Here is a 14,105-nt window from a genome sequence, read left to right as displayed (position 1 = left end):
CATGGCCGTGGGATGGATGACCGCCCTGAAGCTGGTCCCGTGGGGCGACGTGATCGAGGCCACGCCGCAGATCATGCAGGCCGCGCGCAAGCTGCTGGGCTCCACGCAGAAGACGCCGCCCGGGGCGGCTGCGCCGATAGCGGCCACCGGTGCGCCCGTGGATCCGCTGCAGGCGATGCAGGCGCGCATCACGCAGCTCGAGGAAGAGCAGCGCGCCTCGGCGGTGCTGATCCAGTCGCTGGCGGAGCAGAACGCGCAGCTGGTGCGCGCCATCGATGCGTTGCGCGTACGCAGCCAGCGGCTGCTGTGGGGGAGCGTCGCCACAGGCGTGGTGACGATCGGCCTGCTGGCCTGGGCCCTCACCCGCTGAGCTGACCCACCGCACTATCAAAACAATAGCTGCTGGCGCTTGATACACAAGCGCCAGCAGCTATTTTTCATTGGAAATCCGTCGCCACCCGTTGTTGTTGCCCGACCCGTGCCCGCCGACGGCAGGCGGCCCCGCGGACGGCGAAGGCAACGCAGGCGCACGGCGGGCACCCCTGCAGGCCCGCCAGAGCGCCCCGCCCGCCGTCAGTAATCGTCGCCGCCGTAGCCCTGGGCCAGGTTCTCGAAACGCGTCTGGTTCTTCTGGAAGAACAGCTTCACCGTGCCCGTAGGGCCGTTCCGCTGCTTGCCGATGATGACCTCGGCCACGTTGGGCTCCTTGGAGTCCTTGTTGTAGTAGTCGTCGCGGTAGATGAACATGATGATGTCCGCATCCTGCTCGATGGCGCCCGATTCGCGCAGGTCGGACATCATGGGCCGCTTGTCGGTGCGCTGCTCCACCGAGCGGTTGAGCTGCGACAGCGCGATCACCGGGCACTGCAGTTCCTTGGCCAGCATCTTCAGGCCCCGGGAGATTTCGCCCAGTTCGGTGGCGCGGTTGTCCGCGCTACCGGCGCCCGAGCCACTCATCAGCTGCAGGTAATCGACCACGATAAGGCCGAGCTTGCCGCACTGGCGCGCCAGGCGCCGGGCGTTGGCGCGCAGCTCGCCCGGAGTCAGGCCCGGCGTCTCGTCGATGTGCAGCGACACGGTGCGCAGGCGCTCGATGGCCTCGGTCAGGCGCGGCCATTCCTCGTCCGTCAGCTTGCCGGTCCGCAGGTTGCCCTGGTTCACGCGGCCGATGGAGCCCACGATACGCACCGCCAGCTGGGCGGCGCCCATTTCCATGGAGAAGATGGCGACCGGCAGGCCCTCGTTGAGCGCCACATGCTCGGCAATGTTCACCGCGAACGAGGTCTTGCCCATGGAGGGGCGCGCGGCCAGCACGATCATGTCGCCCGCCTGCAGGCCGGACGTCATCCGGTCCAGGTCGGCGAAGCCGGTCGGCACGCCGGTCACGTCCATGGGGTTGTCCGCCATCTCCTGCACCTGATCGAGCAGGTCGATGACCAGGTTGTCCAGCGACTGGAAGCCCTGCTTCATGCGAGAGCCTTCTTCGCCGATCGCGAAGATCTTGGACTCCGCCTCGTCCAGGATCTTTTCCACCGTCTTGCCCTTGGGGTTGAAGGCGTTGGTGGAGATCTCGTCGCTGGCCGTGACCAGCTTGCGCAGCACCGAACGCTCCCGCACGATCTCGGCGTAGCGGCGGATGTTGCTGGCGCTGGGCACGTACTGCGCCAGGCTGTTGAGGTAGGCCAGCCCGCCCACCTCCGCCGCCTGGCCCAGGCTTTGCAGTTCCTCGAACACCGTGATCACGTCGGCCGGCTTGCTGGCATTGACCAGTTTGCCGATGGCCGCGTAGATCTGCTGGTGCTCATGCCGGTAGAAGTCGCCATCGACCAGCAGGTCGCCCACGCGGTCCCAGGCGTTGTTGTCCAGCAGCAGGCCACCCAGCACGCTCGACTCCGCCTCGATCGAGTGCGGAGGGACGCGCAACTGCGCGACCTGCGGATCGAGCGCAGAGGCAGCGGCGGGCGCCGCGGGAGAGAAATCGTCTTCGAGCGGAGGCATCACGGCAGACATGGACGAGTTCCTTGAGGACGGGCCGCAGCTTGCGGCGGGGACAAACCTGTGGACAACCCGTTGACACCCGGTGCATGGCGGTGGACAACTTATCGTCCCAAAAACACAAAAGCCGCCCGAAGGCGGCCTCTGTGTCGAAGTCGGTGCTCCGGGCGTTGGGCGATTAAGCCGTTTCGCCGTACACCGACACGGTGACTTCCACCACCACATCGGTGTGCAGAGCCACGCTGATCGTGCTGTCGCCAACGGTCTTGATCGGACCATTGGGCAGGCGGACCTGGGCCTTCACGACCTTGTAGCCTTGCTTGTTCAGCTCTTCGGCGATGTCGTGGTTGGTGACGGAGCCGAACAGGCGGCCGTCCACGCCGGCCTTCTGCGTCAGCTTGACGGTCGTGCCGCCGAGCTTTTCGCCTTGGGCCTGGGCTTCTGCCAGCTTGGCGGCAGCCGCCTTTTCGAGTTCGGCGCGCTTGGCTTCGAACTCGGCCTTGTTGGCTTCCGTGGCGCGGCGGGCGCGGCCCGACGGGATCAGGAAGTTGCGTGCGTAGCCGTCCTTGACCTTGACGATCTCGCCCAGGTTACCGAGGTTGACGACCTTGTCGAGCAGGATGATTTGCATGGTCGTACTCCTTAGATCTTGTGCTGGTCGCTGTAGGGCACCAGAGCCAGGAAGCGGGCGCGCTTGATGGCGGTGTTCAGCTGACGCTGGTAGATGGCGCGCGTGCCGGTCAGGCGTGCGGGGATGATCTTGCCGTTTTCAGCGATGAAGTCACGCAGCGTGTCGACATCCTTGTAGTCGATCTCTTCCACGCCAGCGACCGTGAAACGGCAGAAACGCTTGCGCTTGAACAGCAGCGACTGGGTGTTGCGCTTCGGGCGCTTGTCTTTGTTGAACTTCTTGAACGTGGCCATTGTTAGCCTCTTGAAAATGAATTTTGTTGAATGTCCTGGATGTGGAACACCAAGCCCTTGCCGTGTCGCGGTGTGGCCAGAAAGCCCTGGAAAGTCCAGAGACTACCGATGGCCTGGCGGGACAGCCGCTCTGCGAGCGCGCCGAACGCCACCGCTTTCACGACCACCTTGACCTCTCGCTCGGTGCCCGCTTCCTGCTGGCGCGAACCATGTTCGAGCTTCAGATCCAGGGCTGGCAATCCGGCGGGCGTGTAGCGCAAAGGCTGGGCCTCGGCGATACAGGCAGTCAGGGCAACGTGGTTTTCCACTCCTCCGGGGGAAGGAAGCGACCGATCAGCGCTGCTCGCGCTCGCCAGCGGCGAACTCGGCTTGGCTGGCCTTGCGGGCTTCTTCGCGCTCGACGGTCTTCATCATCGAAGACGGGCCCGTGTCGGCCTTCTTCTTCTGAACCGTCAGGTGGCGCAGCACGGCGTCGTTGAACTTGAAGGCGTGCTCCAGTTCAGCCATCACGGCCTGGTCGGCTTCGATGTTCACGCACAGGTAGTGGGCCTTGGCCAGCTTGTTGATCAGGTACGCCAGTTGACGGCGGCCCCAGTCTTCCACGCGGTGCACCTTGCCACCGCCGGCGGTGATCATGCCCTTGTAGCGCTCCAGCATGGCTGGAACTTGTTCGCTCTGATCCGGGTGGATCAACAAAATGATTTCGTAATGACGCATGCAGACTCCTTTTGGATGACACCACCTGCTGCGTCCAGAAGCAGTGTGGCAAGGCAAAGCCGCCGATTATAGCCCTGCATCCGGGGCTTGTACACTCTGCCCTTTCCTCCCGCGCCCCGGGCCGGGGCTCCCGCCGCCTGCGGCCATGCCTCCGTGCAGCTGCCGCGCGCCTACAGCGCTTGAAATACGGGCCGCTGCACCCAAGTGCCGCGCGTATCGTGTTCCACTATTTCAGAAGAAACCCTATGTCCGACCAACCATCCGCCAACGCCCCCGAGACCTCCGCAGCGCCCGAAGAAGTCGAAGCCGCCATGGCCGCGCATGCCTCGGATGAACTCAGCCGCTTGCAAAACGAGCTGGCCGAGCTGAAGGCCAAGAGCGCCGACCTGGCCGACCAGTTCCTGCGCGCCAAGGCCGAGGCCGAAAACGCCCGCCGCCGCGCCGAAGAGGAGGTCTCCAAGGCCCGCAAGTTCGGCATCGAGAGCTTTGCCGAAAGCCTGCTGCCCGTCGCCGACAGCCTGACCGCCGCCCTGGCGATCAAGGACGCCACCATCGAGCAGCTGCGCGAGGGCTCCGACGCCACGCTGCGCCAGCTCACCGCAGCGCTGGAGCGCAACAAGGTGCTGGCCATCCAGCCGGCCGCCGGCGAAAAGTTCGACCCGCACCGCCACCAGGCCATCAGCGTCGTGCCGGCCGACCAGGAGGCCAACACCGTCGTGTCCGTGCTGCAAAAGGGCTACGTCATCGCCGACCGCGTGCTGCGCCCGGCCCTGGTGACCGTGGCCGCACCCAAGTAAGCCCCCCTTACGGCCGCCGCGCAAATTTCCGGACCGGGCGGCTTGAAGCCGCGCAAGTTATCCACAAGTTACGGCTATCCACTCTTTTTTCAGACATCGGAGAACAACATGGGAAAAATCATCGGTATCGACCTGGGCACCACGAATAGCTGCGTTGCCATCATGGAGGGCAACACGACCCGCGTGATCGAGAACAGCGAAGGCGCCCGCACCACCCCGTCCATCATTGCCTACCAGGAAGACGGCGAGATCCTCGTCGGCGCCTCGGCCAAGCGCCAGGCCGTCACCAACCCGCGCAACACGATCTACGCCGCCAAGCGCCTGATCGGCCGCAAGTTCGAGGAAAAGGAAGTTCAGAAGGACATCGATCTGATGCCCTACGCCATCGCCAAGGCGGACAACGGCGACGCCTGGGTGGAAGTGCGCGGCCAGAAGCTGGCGCCTCCGCAGATCAGCGCCGAAGTGCTGCGCAAGATGAAGAAAACCGCCGAGGACTACCTGGGCGAGGCCGTCACCGAGGCCGTGATCACCGTGCCCGCGTACTTCAACGACGCGCAGCGCCAGGCCACCAAGGACGCCGGCCGCATCGCCGGGCTGGATGTGAAGCGCATCATCAACGAGCCCACCGCAGCCGCACTGGCCTTCGGCCTGGACAAGCAGGAAAAGGGCGACCGCAAGATCGCCGTGTATGACCTGGGCGGCGGCACGTTCGACGTGTCCATCATCGAGATCGCCGACGTCGACGGCGAGAAGCAGTTCGAAGTGCTGTCCACCAACGGCGACACCTTCCTGGGCGGCGAAGATTTCGACCAACGCATCATCGACTACATCATTGCCGAGTTCAAGAAAGAGCAAGGCGTGGACCTGTCCAAGGACGTGCTGGCCCTGCAGCGCCTGAAGGAAGCCGCCGAGAAGGCCAAGATCGAGCTGTCGAACTCCTCGCAGACCGACATCAACCTGCCCTACATCACGGCCGACGCCTCGGGTCCAAAGCACCTGAACATCAAGCTCACCCGCGCCAAGCTGGAAAGCCTGGTGGACGAGCTGATCGAGCGCACCATCGCTCCCTGCCGCACGGCCATCAAGGACGCCGGCATCAGCGTGTCCGACATCCATGACGTGATCCTGGTCGGCGGCATGTCCCGCATGCCCAAGGTGCAGGAGAAGGTCAAGGAATTCTTCGGCAAGGAACCCCGCAAGGACGTGAACCCCGATGAAGCCGTGGCCGTGGGCGCTGCCATCCAGGGCCAGGTGCTGTCGGGCGACCGCAAGGACGTGCTACTGCTGGACGTGACGCCGCTGTCGCTGGGCATCGAGACGCTGGGCGGCGTGATGACCAAGATGATCACCAAGAACACCACGATCCCGACGAAGTTCGCGCAGACCTTCTCGACCGCCGACGACAACCAGCCGGCCGTGACGATCAAGGTGTTCCAGGGCGAGCGCGAGATCGCCAGCGCCAACAAGCTGCTGGGCGAGTTCAACCTGGAAGGCATTCCGCCGGCCGGCCGCGGCGTGCCGCAGATCGAGGTGAGCTTCGACATCGACGCCAACGGCATCCTGCACGTGGGCGCCAAGGACAAGGGCACGGGCAAGGAAAACAAGATCACCATCAAGGCGAACTCCGGCCTGTCCGAGGACGAGATCCAGAAGATGGTGAAGGACGCGGAACTGAACGCCGCCGACGACAAGAAGAAGCTGGAGCTGGTCCAGGCGCGCAACCAGGGCGAAGCCGCCGTGCACAGCGTGACCAAGAGCCTGTCCGAGCACGGCGACAAGCTGGACGCCGGCGAGAAGGAAGCCATCGAGACCGCCGTGAAGGACCTGGAAGCCGCGCTCAAGGGCGAGGACAAAGCCGCCATCGACGAGAAGACCACCGCGCTGATGGCCGCCAGCCAGAAGCTGGGCGAGAAGATGTACGCCGATGCCCAGGCGGCGCAAGCCGCTGCGGGCGGCGCTGCCGAGGGCGCGGGCCCCGCAGCGGGTGGCGCATCAAACGCTGGCGCCGCACCGCAGGACGACAACGTGGTGGACGCTGAAGTCAAGGAAGTGAAGAAGGGCTGATCACCGCGCGAGCGGGCACGAGCACCCTAGCCGCCGCGCCCGGCCCCTCCCCAGGGGCCAGCGCGGCGTTCCTGTTCCCACCGGCACCGGAAATACCATGTCCAAGAGAGACTTTTACGAGGTTCTGGGCGTTCCCAAGAACGCCTCGGACGAAGAGATCAAGAAGGCGTATCGCAAGCTGGCGATGAAGCACCACCCGGACCGCAACCAGGGTGATGCGGCCAAGCCGGCGGAAGAGAAGTTCAAGGAGGCCAAGGAGGCCTACGAGATGCTCTCCGATCCGCAGAAGCGCGCGGCCTACGACCAGTACGGCCACGCTGGCGTGGACCCGAACATGCGCGGCCCCGGCGGGCCGGGCGCGGAAGGCTTCGGCGGCTTTGCCGAGGCGTTCGGCGACATCTTCGGCGACATGTTCGGCCAGCAGCGCGGCGGCGCGCGGGGCGCGGGCGGGCGCCAGGTCTACCGCGGCAACGACCTCAGCTATGCGATGGACATCACGCTGGAAGAGGCCGCCAAGGGCAAGGACGCGCAGATCCGCATCCCCAACTGGGACAGCTGCGAGACCTGCCACGGCAGCGGCGCCAAGCCGGGCACCAGCGCCAAGACCTGCGGCACCTGCCAGGGCTCCGGCACGGTGCAGATGCGCCAGGGCTTCTTCAGCGTGCAGCAGACCTGCCCGCACTGCCGCGGCACGGGCAAGATCATTCCCGAGCCGTGCGGCACCTGCCACGGCCAGGGCAAGGTCAAGAAGCAGAAGACGCTGGAGGTGAAGATCCCCGCCGGTATCGACGACGGCATGCGCATCCGCAGCACGGGCAATGGCGAGCCGGGCACCAACGGCGGGCCGCCGGGCGATCTGTACATCGAGATCCGCATCCGCAAGCACGACATCTTCGAGCGGGACGGCGACGACCTGCACTGCCAGGTGCCCGTGAGCTTTATCACCGCGGCGCTGGGCGGCGAGATCGAGGTGCCGACCCTGCAGGGCAAGGCGGCCATCGACATTCCCGAAGGCACACAGGCCGGCAAGCAGTTCCGCCTGCGCGGCAAGGGCATCAAGGGCGTGCGCTCCAGCTACCCGGGCGATCTGTACTGCCACATCGCGGTGGAGACGCCCGTGAAGCTCACCGAGCACCAGCGCAAGCTGCTCAAGGAGCTGGACGAGTCGCTCAAGAAGGGCGGCGGCAAGCACTCGCCCAGCGGCGAGAGCTGGACCGACAAGCTGAAGAACCTGTTCACCTGACGCGCCCCGTGGCCGGCCTGCCGGCCGCGCAGCCCCTTGCAGACCGCCCCGCGCCCGCATGGCCGCGGGGCGGTTTTGTTTGGGGCCCCTCCGCGCACGACGGTGTTGCTATCAATGGGATAGCTGCTTGCGCTTATGCCTGGGAGGATTCAAGGTCATAAACCATCAAGGTCGGCGCGAAGCAAGCGCTGCACGCTCCATTCTTAATAGCACGCGAGCCAAGATGCCCTCCCCGCGATGGACGACATCGCGGTCTGCGATGGCTGATAGTTTTTTCGTGTAGGAAAATACCAATCACCTCGTCAAACGAGAACAAAAGAATTCGCTCCGCCCCATGAAAAGCTCCGAGCGCAGTTTTGCGCGCCGCATCGACCTGACCTCGCTGCAACTGTTCGTCGCCGTGTGCGAACTGGGCAGCATCGGCCGCGCGGCCGAGCGCGAGTTCATCGCGGCCTCGGCCGTGAGCAAGCGCCTGTCGGACCTGGAAGCCGCCGTGGACACCGCCCTGCTGTACCGGCACAGCCGCGGCGTCACCCTCACGCCTGCGGGCGAAAGCCTGCTGCACCACGCCCGCACGGTGCTCTTCGGCCTGGAACGCATGCAGGGCGAGCTGAGCGAATACGCCGACGGCGTGCGCGGCCATGTGCGCATGCACGCCAACATCTCGGCCATCGTGCAGTTCCTGCCCGAGGACCTGGGCGCCTTCTCTGCCCAGCACCCGCAGGTCAAGATCGATCTGCAGGAGCACCTGAGCCCCGATGTGCTGAACGCCGTGCGCGAAGGCGCGGCGGACCTGGGCCTGTGCCATGCCAGCGCGGCCGGCGTGGCGGAGGGGCTCGACAGCCGCCCCTACCGCCGCGACCGCCTGGTCGTCGTCGTGCCGCAGGGCCACCCGCTGGCCCGCCAGGGCCGCGTGGGCTTCGACGAGGTGCTGCAGTGGGACATCGTCGGCCTGCAGGCCAACAGCAGCATCAGCCTGGCCATGCGCCAGGCGGCGGCCCAGGCGGCGCGGCCGCTGCGCCAGCGCATCCAGGTCACCGGCCTGGACGCCATGTGCCGCATGATCGACAACGGCCTGGGCGTGGGCCTGCTGCCCGACCGGGCCTTCGCCCTGATGCAGGGCGTGGGCCGGCTGCACGCCATCGCCCTGAACGAGCCCTGGGCCGAGCGCGAACTGCGCCTGGTGGCGCGCGACTTCGACACCCTGCCCGTCACCGCACGGCTGCTGGTCGAGCACCTGGCGCCGGCCCCGGACGTGGCCCGCAGCGACGCGGCGGCAGCGCCGTTACGCGATGCAACCATGCCGGCCGCTGCCCCGCCAGCGGCACTCCTAGAATCCTCTCCACCCCTTTGATCCCCCACGAAAAGAGACTGCCATGGGACGCACCCTGTACGACAAGATCTGGGACGAACACGTCGTCCACACCGAAGAGGACGGCACCTCCATCCTCTACATCGACCGCCATCTGGTGCACGAGGTGACCAGCCCGCAGGCGTTCGAGGGCCTGCGCGAGGCCGGCCGCAAGGTCTGGCGCATGAGCTCCATCGTGGGCACGGCCGACCACAACACGCCCACCACGGGCTGGGAGGCCGGCTACGACGGCATCACCGACCCGATCAGCAAGGAACAGATCACCACGCTGAACGACAACATGGCGACCATCTCGCCGGCGGCGTTCTTCCCGTTCATGCACAAACGCCAGGGCATCGTGCACGTGATCGGCCCCGAGAACGGCGCCACCCTGCCCGGCATGACCGTGGTGTGCGGCGACAGCCACACCAGCACGCACGGCGCGTTCGGCGCGCTGGCCCACGGCATCGGCACCAGCGAGGTCGAACACGTGATGGCCACGCAGACCCTGCTGGCCAAGAAGGCCAAGAACATGCTGGTGCAGGTGGATGGCAAGGTTGGCCTGGGCGTGACGGCCAAGGACATCGTGCTGGCCATCATCGGCAAGATCGGCACCGCCGGCGGCACGGGCTACACGATTGAATTCGCCGGCAGCGCCATCCGCGCGCTCAGCATGGAAGGCCGCATGACGGTCTGCAACATGGCCATCGAAGGCGGCGCCCGCGCCGGCCTGGTGGCCGTGGACGACAAGACCATCGAGTACGTGAAGGGCCGCCCCCTGTCGCCCACGGGCGTGGAATGGGACCAGGCCGTGGCGTACTGGAAGACGCTGCACTCCGATGCGGACGCCAAGTTCGACACCGTCGTCACCCTGAATGCGGCCGACATCTTGCCGCAGGTGACGTGGGGCACCTCGCCCGAGATGGTGCTGGGCGTGGACGCCCGCGTGCCCGACCCCGACAAGGAAAAGGACGCCAACAAGCGCGGTGCCATCGAGCGCGCGCTGACCTACATGGCCCTGGAGCCCGGCAAGCCGCTGGCCGACATCTTCGTGGACAAGGTCTTCATCGGCTCTTGCACCAACAGCCGCATCGAGGACATGCGCGAGGCGGCCGCCGTGGTGAAGAAGCTGGGCCAGAAGGTGGCCAAGAACATCAAGGTCGCCATGGTGGTGCCCGGCTCCGGCCTGGTGAAGGAACAGGCGGAGCGCGAAGGCCTGGACAAGGTCTTCAAGGCCGCCGGCTTCGAGTGGCGTGAACCCGGCTGCTCCATGTGCCTGGCCATGAATGCCGACCGCCTGGAGCCCGGCGAGCGCTGCGCCTCCACCAGCAACCGCAACTTCGAAGGCCGCCAGGGGGCGGGCGGACGTACGCACTTGGTGTCGCCCGCCATGGCCGCCGCCGCGGCGGTGCACGGCCACTTCGTGGATGTGCGCCAGTTCGCCTGATCGCTCTTCCTTTTTCCAGGAACTCCCATGAAAAAGACCGCCCTCCTCCTCGCCCTGGCCGCCGCCTTTGCGCTGGCCGGCTGCAACACCGTCAAGGGCATGGGCCAGGACGTGCAGCGCGCCGGCAGTGCCATCGAGCGCGCCGCCAAGTAAGCCAACGGATTAGCACCATGCAGAAATTCACCATTCACAAGGGCCTCGTGGCCCCCATGGACCGCGAGAACGTCGACACCGACGCCATCATCCCGAAGCAGTTCCTCAAGTCGATCAAGAAGACGGGCTTCGGCCCCAACCTGTTCGATGAGTGGCGCTACCTGGACCAGCCGGGCCAGCCCGGCGTGCCCGAATCCGACCGCAAGCCCAATCCCGACTTCGTGCTCAACCAGCCGCGCTACGCGGGCGCCAGCATCCTGATCACGCGCAAGAATTTCGGCTGCGGCTCCAGCCGCGAGCACGCCCCCTGGGCGCTGGACCAGTACGGCTTCCGCGCCATCCTGGCGCCCAGCTTTGCCGACATCTTCTTCAACAACAGCTTCAAGAACGGCCTGCTGCCGATCGTGCTGCCCGAGGCCACGATCGCCCAGCTGTTCGACGAGGTGTACGCCTTCCCGGGCTACGAACTGACCGTGGACCTGGAGCGCCAGGTGATCGTCAAGCCCCAGGGCGAAGAGATCCCGTTCGACGTGATCGCCTTCCGCAAGTACTGCCTGCTCAACGGCTTCGACGACATCGGCCTGACCCTGCGCCAGTCCGACAAGATCAAGGCGTTCGAAGCCGAGCGCCTGGCCACCAAGCCGTGGCTCGCACACACGATGGCGTCCTGACCGCCGGCGCCACGCCCGGCCTCTGATGGAAATCGGCCTCTAGCGCTTATGCAACAAGCGCAACCAGCTATAGAAAGAGAAGCAAAGACATGAAAATCGCAGTTCTCCCGGGTGACGGCATCGGCACCGAAATCGTCGCCGAGGCCGTCAAAGTGCTCGAAGTCCTCGACCTGCCCTTCGAGATGGAATCGGCCCTGGTGGGCGGCGCCGCCTACGAGGCCCACGGCCACCCCCTGCCCGACGCCACGCTGAAGCTGGCCAAGGAGGCCGATGCCATCCTGTTCGGCGCCGTGGGCGACTGGAAGTACGACAAGCTCGACCGCCCGCTGCGCCCCGAGCAGGCCATCCTGGGCCTACGCAAGAACCTGGGCCTGTTCGCCAACTTCCGCCCCGCCATCTGCTACGAGCAGCTGGTGGGCGCCTCCAGCCTCAAGCCCGAGCTGATTGCCGGCCTGGACATCCTCATCATCCGCGAGCTGACGGGCGACATCTACTTCGGCCAGCCGCGCGGCCGCCGCGTGGCCACCGACGGCCACTTCCCCGGCGCCGAGGAAGCCTTCGACACGATGCGCTATTCGCGCCCCGAGATCGAGCGCATCGCCCACGTCGCCTTCCAGGCCGCGCGCAAGCGCAGCAAGAAGGTCACCAGCGTGGACAAGGCCAACGTACTGGAAACCTTCCAGTTCTGGAAGGACGTGGTCACCGAAGTGGGCCAGCAGTACCCCGACGTGGAGCTGCAGCACATGTACGTGGACAACGCTGCCATGCAGTTGGTGAAGGCGCCCAAGGCCTTCGACGTGGTGGTGACCGGCAACATGTTCGGCGACATCCTGTCGGACGAAGCCTCCATGCTCACCGGCTCCATCGGCATGCTGCCGTCCGCCAGCCTGAACAGCCGGAACCAGGGCCTGTACGAGCCCAGCCACGGCAGCGCGCCCGACATCGCCGGCAAGGGCGTGGCCAACCCGCTGGCCACCATCCTGTCCGCCGCCATGATGCTGCGCTTCAGCCTGAACCAGGAAGAAGCCGCCCAGCGCATCGAGGCCGCCGTGCAGAAGGTGCTCGCCCAAGGTCTGCGCACGCCCGACATCTGGAGCGACGGCACGACCAAGGTCGGCACCGCGCAGATGGGCGATGCCGTCGTGCAGGCGCTGCGCTGACCGGCAGTCAAAGCTAGCGTCCTCGCGTGAAAGCGGCCTTCGGGCCGTTTTTTTTTGCGGCGGCCCGATGCGGCGGTTCCGCAACAGGCATGGGCCGATGCACAACACGCATACGAGCCGCTTGGACTACAATCGCTCTCCATGTTTGCCGCTCGCCCGTTCGCCTTGAACACCGCCTCTGCCGCCCTGGCAGGCGTGGCCACGCGCGCAATCACCACCAAAACCACGACCATTAAGGGCTGACCCAGCTCCGGTATCGTCGTGCGCCCTCCCTGGCCCAGACGAGCCGGGGCAGAAGTCAGTCCCGGTCGGGCACTGTTACTTAAACTGAAGGGGCGTTGAAATGAGCAAGTTGGTAGGTTTGGTCGGCTGGCGCGGCATGGTCGGCTCCGTGTTGATGGATCGCATGCAGGCCGAGGGCGACTTCGGTCTCATCGAGCCGCTGTTCTTCTCCACCTCCAACGCGGGCGGCAAGGCCCCAGCGCAGGCCAAGAACGAAACCACGCTGCAGGACGCCTTCGACATCGACCAGCTCAAGCGCTGCGAGATCATCATCACTGCCCAGGGCGGCGACTACACCACCGAAGTCTTCCCCAAGCTGCGCGCCGCCGGCTGGAACGGCCACTGGATCGATGCCGCCTCCACCCTGCGCATGAAGGACGACGCGGTCATCGTGCTGGACCCGGTCAACATGCCCGTCATCAAGGACGCCCTGTCCAAGGGCGGCAAGAACTGGGTGGGCGGCAACTGCACCGTGAGCTGCATGCTGATGGGCGTGGGCGCTCTGTACAAGGCAGGCCTCGTCGAGTGGATGAGCACCCAGACCTACCAGGCGGCCAGCGGCGGCGGCGCGCAGCACATGCGCGAGCTGCTCACGCAGTACGGCACCCTGAACGCCGAGGTGCGCGCCCTGCTCGACGACCCCAAGAGCGCCATCCTGGAAATCGACCGCAAGGTCATCGCCAAGCAGCGCAGCCTGTCGGAGGCTGAGACCGCCAATTTCGGCGTTCCCCTGGGCGGCAGCCTGATCCCCTGGATCGACAAGGACCTGGGCAACGGCATGTCCAAGGAAGAGTGGAAGGGCATGGCCGAGACCAACAAGATCATGGGCCAGGGCGAAGGCTTCGGCACGCCGGCCGTGCCGGTGGACGGCTTCTGCGTGCGCGTGGGCGCCATGCGCTGCCACAGCCAGGCCCTGACCTTCAAGCTGAAGAAGGCCGTGCCCGTGGCCGACATCGAAGCCATGATCGCCGCCGACAACGAGTGGGTGAAGGTCGTTCCCAACACGCGCGAGGCCACGCTCAAGGACCTGACACCCGTGGCCGTGACGGGCACCATGACGATTCCCGTCGGCCGGATCCGCGAACTGGCGATGGGTCCCGAGTACATCGGCGCGTTCACCATCGGCGACCAGCTGCTGTGGGGCGCGGCCGAGCCGCTGCGGCGCATGCTGCGCATCCTGCTCGACGCGTAAGACAGCAAAAAAGGGGCCCCAGGCCCCTTTTTTTCGGCGCGCCACCGGACGCATAGGTTTGCACATTCTGAAACAGGTGGTTACCCCTCGTTGTCGGTAACCAACAGCC

At 66.0% G+C, this 14,105-nt stretch carries 15 protein-coding genes; 10 read left to right on the top strand and 5 right to left on the bottom strand.

From position 1 onward, the window contains the following. Position 1 precedes the first annotated feature (1 nt). The gene (locus QE399_RS12035) at positions 2-370 is read left to right on the top strand and encodes a hypothetical protein (RefSeq protein ID WP_309829037.1); all 369 of its coding nucleotides are present in this window, start codon (positions 2-4) and stop codon (positions 368-370) included. Positions 371-573: 203 nt separating this feature from the next. Here the strand turns inward: QE399_RS12035 and dnaB are convergent, their stop codons facing one another. The 5 genes from dnaB to rpsF all read right to left on the bottom strand — a co-directional run bounded on the left by dnaB (position 574) and on the right by rpsF (position 3,636). Further along, on the bottom strand, positions 574-2,010 hold the full coding sequence (gene dnaB / locus QE399_RS12030; protein ID WP_309829036.1) for a replicative DNA helicase: 1,437 nt from the start codon (positions 2,008-2,010) through the stop codon (positions 574-576). Between the two features lie 163 nt (positions 2,011-2,173). After that, complete coding sequence (rplI, locus tag QE399_RS12025) at positions 2,174-2,626, bottom strand: 50S ribosomal protein L9 (protein WP_309829035.1); 453 nt, start codon at positions 2,624-2,626, stop codon at positions 2,174-2,176. An 11-nt stretch (positions 2,627-2,637) separates the two neighbouring features. Continuing rightward, positions 2,638-2,919 (bottom strand): 30S ribosomal protein S18, encoded by a 282-nt coding sequence (rpsR, locus tag QE399_RS12020; protein WP_011794373.1) that lies wholly within the window; start codon positions 2,917-2,919, stop codon positions 2,638-2,640. 2 nt (positions 2,920-2,921) lie between these two features. After that, positions 2,922-3,227, bottom strand: a complete 306-nt coding sequence (gene priB / locus QE399_RS12015) for a primosomal replication protein N (protein WP_309829034.1) — start codon at positions 3,225-3,227, stop codon at positions 2,922-2,924. A gap of 25 nt (positions 3,228-3,252) precedes the next feature. Continuing rightward, the gene (gene rpsF / locus QE399_RS12010; protein ID WP_309829033.1) at positions 3,253-3,636 is read right to left on the bottom strand and encodes a 30S ribosomal protein S6; all 384 of its coding nucleotides are present in this window, start codon (positions 3,634-3,636) and stop codon (positions 3,253-3,255) included. Positions 3,637-3,881: 245 nt separating this feature from the next. Between rpsF and grpE the strand changes: the two genes are divergently transcribed. The 9 genes from grpE to asd all read left to right on the top strand — a co-directional run bounded on the left by grpE (position 3,882) and on the right by asd (position 13,996). Further along, positions 3,882-4,433 carry a nucleotide exchange factor GrpE gene (gene grpE / locus QE399_RS12005; protein ID WP_309829032.1) on the top strand — a complete coding sequence of 184 codons (552 nt, stop codon included), beginning with the start codon at positions 3,882-3,884 and terminating at the stop codon, positions 4,431-4,433. A 108-nt stretch (positions 4,434-4,541) separates the two neighbouring features. Further along, a complete protein-coding gene (gene dnaK, locus QE399_RS12000; protein ID WP_309829031.1) occupies positions 4,542-6,497 on the top strand; it encodes a molecular chaperone DnaK in 1,956 nt (651 codons plus the stop codon). A gap of 97 nt (positions 6,498-6,594) precedes the next feature. Beyond that, positions 6,595-7,740 carry a molecular chaperone DnaJ gene (gene dnaJ, locus QE399_RS11995; RefSeq protein ID WP_309829030.1) on the top strand — a complete coding sequence of 382 codons (1,146 nt, stop codon included), beginning with the start codon at positions 6,595-6,597 and terminating at the stop codon, positions 7,738-7,740. A gap of 334 nt (positions 7,741-8,074) precedes the next feature. Further along, the gene (locus QE399_RS11990; protein ID WP_309829029.1) at positions 8,075-9,094 is read left to right on the top strand and encodes a LysR family transcriptional regulator; all 1,020 of its coding nucleotides are present in this window, start codon (positions 8,075-8,077) and stop codon (positions 9,092-9,094) included. A gap of 22 nt (positions 9,095-9,116) precedes the next feature. Further along, positions 9,117-10,538 (top strand): 3-isopropylmalate dehydratase large subunit, encoded by a 1,422-nt coding sequence (leuC, locus tag QE399_RS11985; RefSeq protein WP_309829028.1) that lies wholly within the window; start codon positions 9,117-9,119, stop codon positions 10,536-10,538. Positions 10,539-10,565: 27 nt separating this feature from the next. Continuing rightward, positions 10,566-10,691 carry an entericidin A/B family lipoprotein gene (locus QE399_RS11980; protein ID WP_309829027.1) on the top strand — a complete coding sequence of 42 codons (126 nt, stop codon included), beginning with the start codon at positions 10,566-10,568 and terminating at the stop codon, positions 10,689-10,691. Positions 10,692-10,708: 17 nt separating this feature from the next. Continuing rightward, the gene (leuD, locus tag QE399_RS11975) at positions 10,709-11,362 is read left to right on the top strand and encodes a 3-isopropylmalate dehydratase small subunit (protein ID WP_309829026.1); all 654 of its coding nucleotides are present in this window, start codon (positions 10,709-10,711) and stop codon (positions 11,360-11,362) included. An 89-nt stretch (positions 11,363-11,451) separates the two neighbouring features. After that, positions 11,452-12,522, top strand: a complete 1,071-nt coding sequence (gene leuB / locus QE399_RS11970; protein WP_309829025.1) for a 3-isopropylmalate dehydrogenase — start codon at positions 11,452-11,454, stop codon at positions 12,520-12,522. A gap of 343 nt (positions 12,523-12,865) precedes the next feature. Continuing rightward, positions 12,866-13,996: an aspartate-semialdehyde dehydrogenase gene (gene asd / locus QE399_RS11965; protein ID WP_309829024.1), complete on the top strand. Its 1,131-nt coding sequence runs from the start codon at positions 12,866-12,868 to the stop codon at positions 13,994-13,996. Positions 13,997-14,105 lie beyond the last annotated feature (109 nt).

Origin of the sequence: Paracidovorax wautersii (assembly GCF_031453675.1) — a bacterium.
In the GTDB taxonomy this organism is placed as follows: Bacteria; Pseudomonadota; Gammaproteobacteria; order Burkholderiales; family Burkholderiaceae_C; genus Paracidovorax.
The sequence above is the reverse complement of the archived record's forward strand: the minus strand, read 5'-3'. Positions and strand labels throughout refer to the sequence as shown.

Bases quoted from the DNA above. Each gene is read 5' to 3' on its own strand.
- QE399_RS12035 (WP_309829037.1), top strand. From the start codon at position 2: ATGGCCGTGGGATGGATGACCGCCCTGAAGCTGGTCCCGTGGGGCGAC.
- dnaB (WP_309829036.1), bottom strand. From the start codon at position 2,010: ATGTCTGCCGTGATGCCTCCGCTCGAAGACGATTTCTCTCCCGCGGCG.
- rplI (WP_309829035.1), bottom strand. From the start codon at position 2,626: ATGCAAATCATCCTGCTCGACAAGGTCGTCAACCTCGGTAACCTGGGC.
- rpsR (WP_011794373.1), bottom strand. From the start codon at position 2,919: ATGGCCACGTTCAAGAAGTTCAACAAAGACAAGCGCCCGAAGCGCAAC.
- rpsF (WP_309829033.1), bottom strand. From the start codon at position 3,636: ATGCGTCATTACGAAATCATTTTGTTGATCCACCCGGATCAGAGCGAA.
- grpE (WP_309829032.1), top strand. From the start codon at position 3,882: ATGTCCGACCAACCATCCGCCAACGCCCCCGAGACCTCCGCAGCGCCC.
- dnaK (WP_309829031.1), top strand. From the start codon at position 4,542: ATGGGAAAAATCATCGGTATCGACCTGGGCACCACGAATAGCTGCGTT.
- dnaJ (WP_309829030.1), top strand. From the start codon at position 6,595: ATGTCCAAGAGAGACTTTTACGAGGTTCTGGGCGTTCCCAAGAACGCC.
- QE399_RS11990 (WP_309829029.1), top strand. From the start codon at position 8,075: ATGAAAAGCTCCGAGCGCAGTTTTGCGCGCCGCATCGACCTGACCTCG.
- leuC (WP_309829028.1), top strand. From the start codon at position 9,117: ATGGGACGCACCCTGTACGACAAGATCTGGGACGAACACGTCGTCCAC.
- QE399_RS11980 (WP_309829027.1), top strand. From the start codon at position 10,566: ATGAAAAAGACCGCCCTCCTCCTCGCCCTGGCCGCCGCCTTTGCGCTG.
- leuD (WP_309829026.1), top strand. From the start codon at position 10,709: ATGCAGAAATTCACCATTCACAAGGGCCTCGTGGCCCCCATGGACCGC.
- leuB (WP_309829025.1), top strand. From the start codon at position 11,452: ATGAAAATCGCAGTTCTCCCGGGTGACGGCATCGGCACCGAAATCGTC.
- asd (WP_309829024.1), top strand. From the start codon at position 12,866: ATGAGCAAGTTGGTAGGTTTGGTCGGCTGGCGCGGCATGGTCGGCTCC.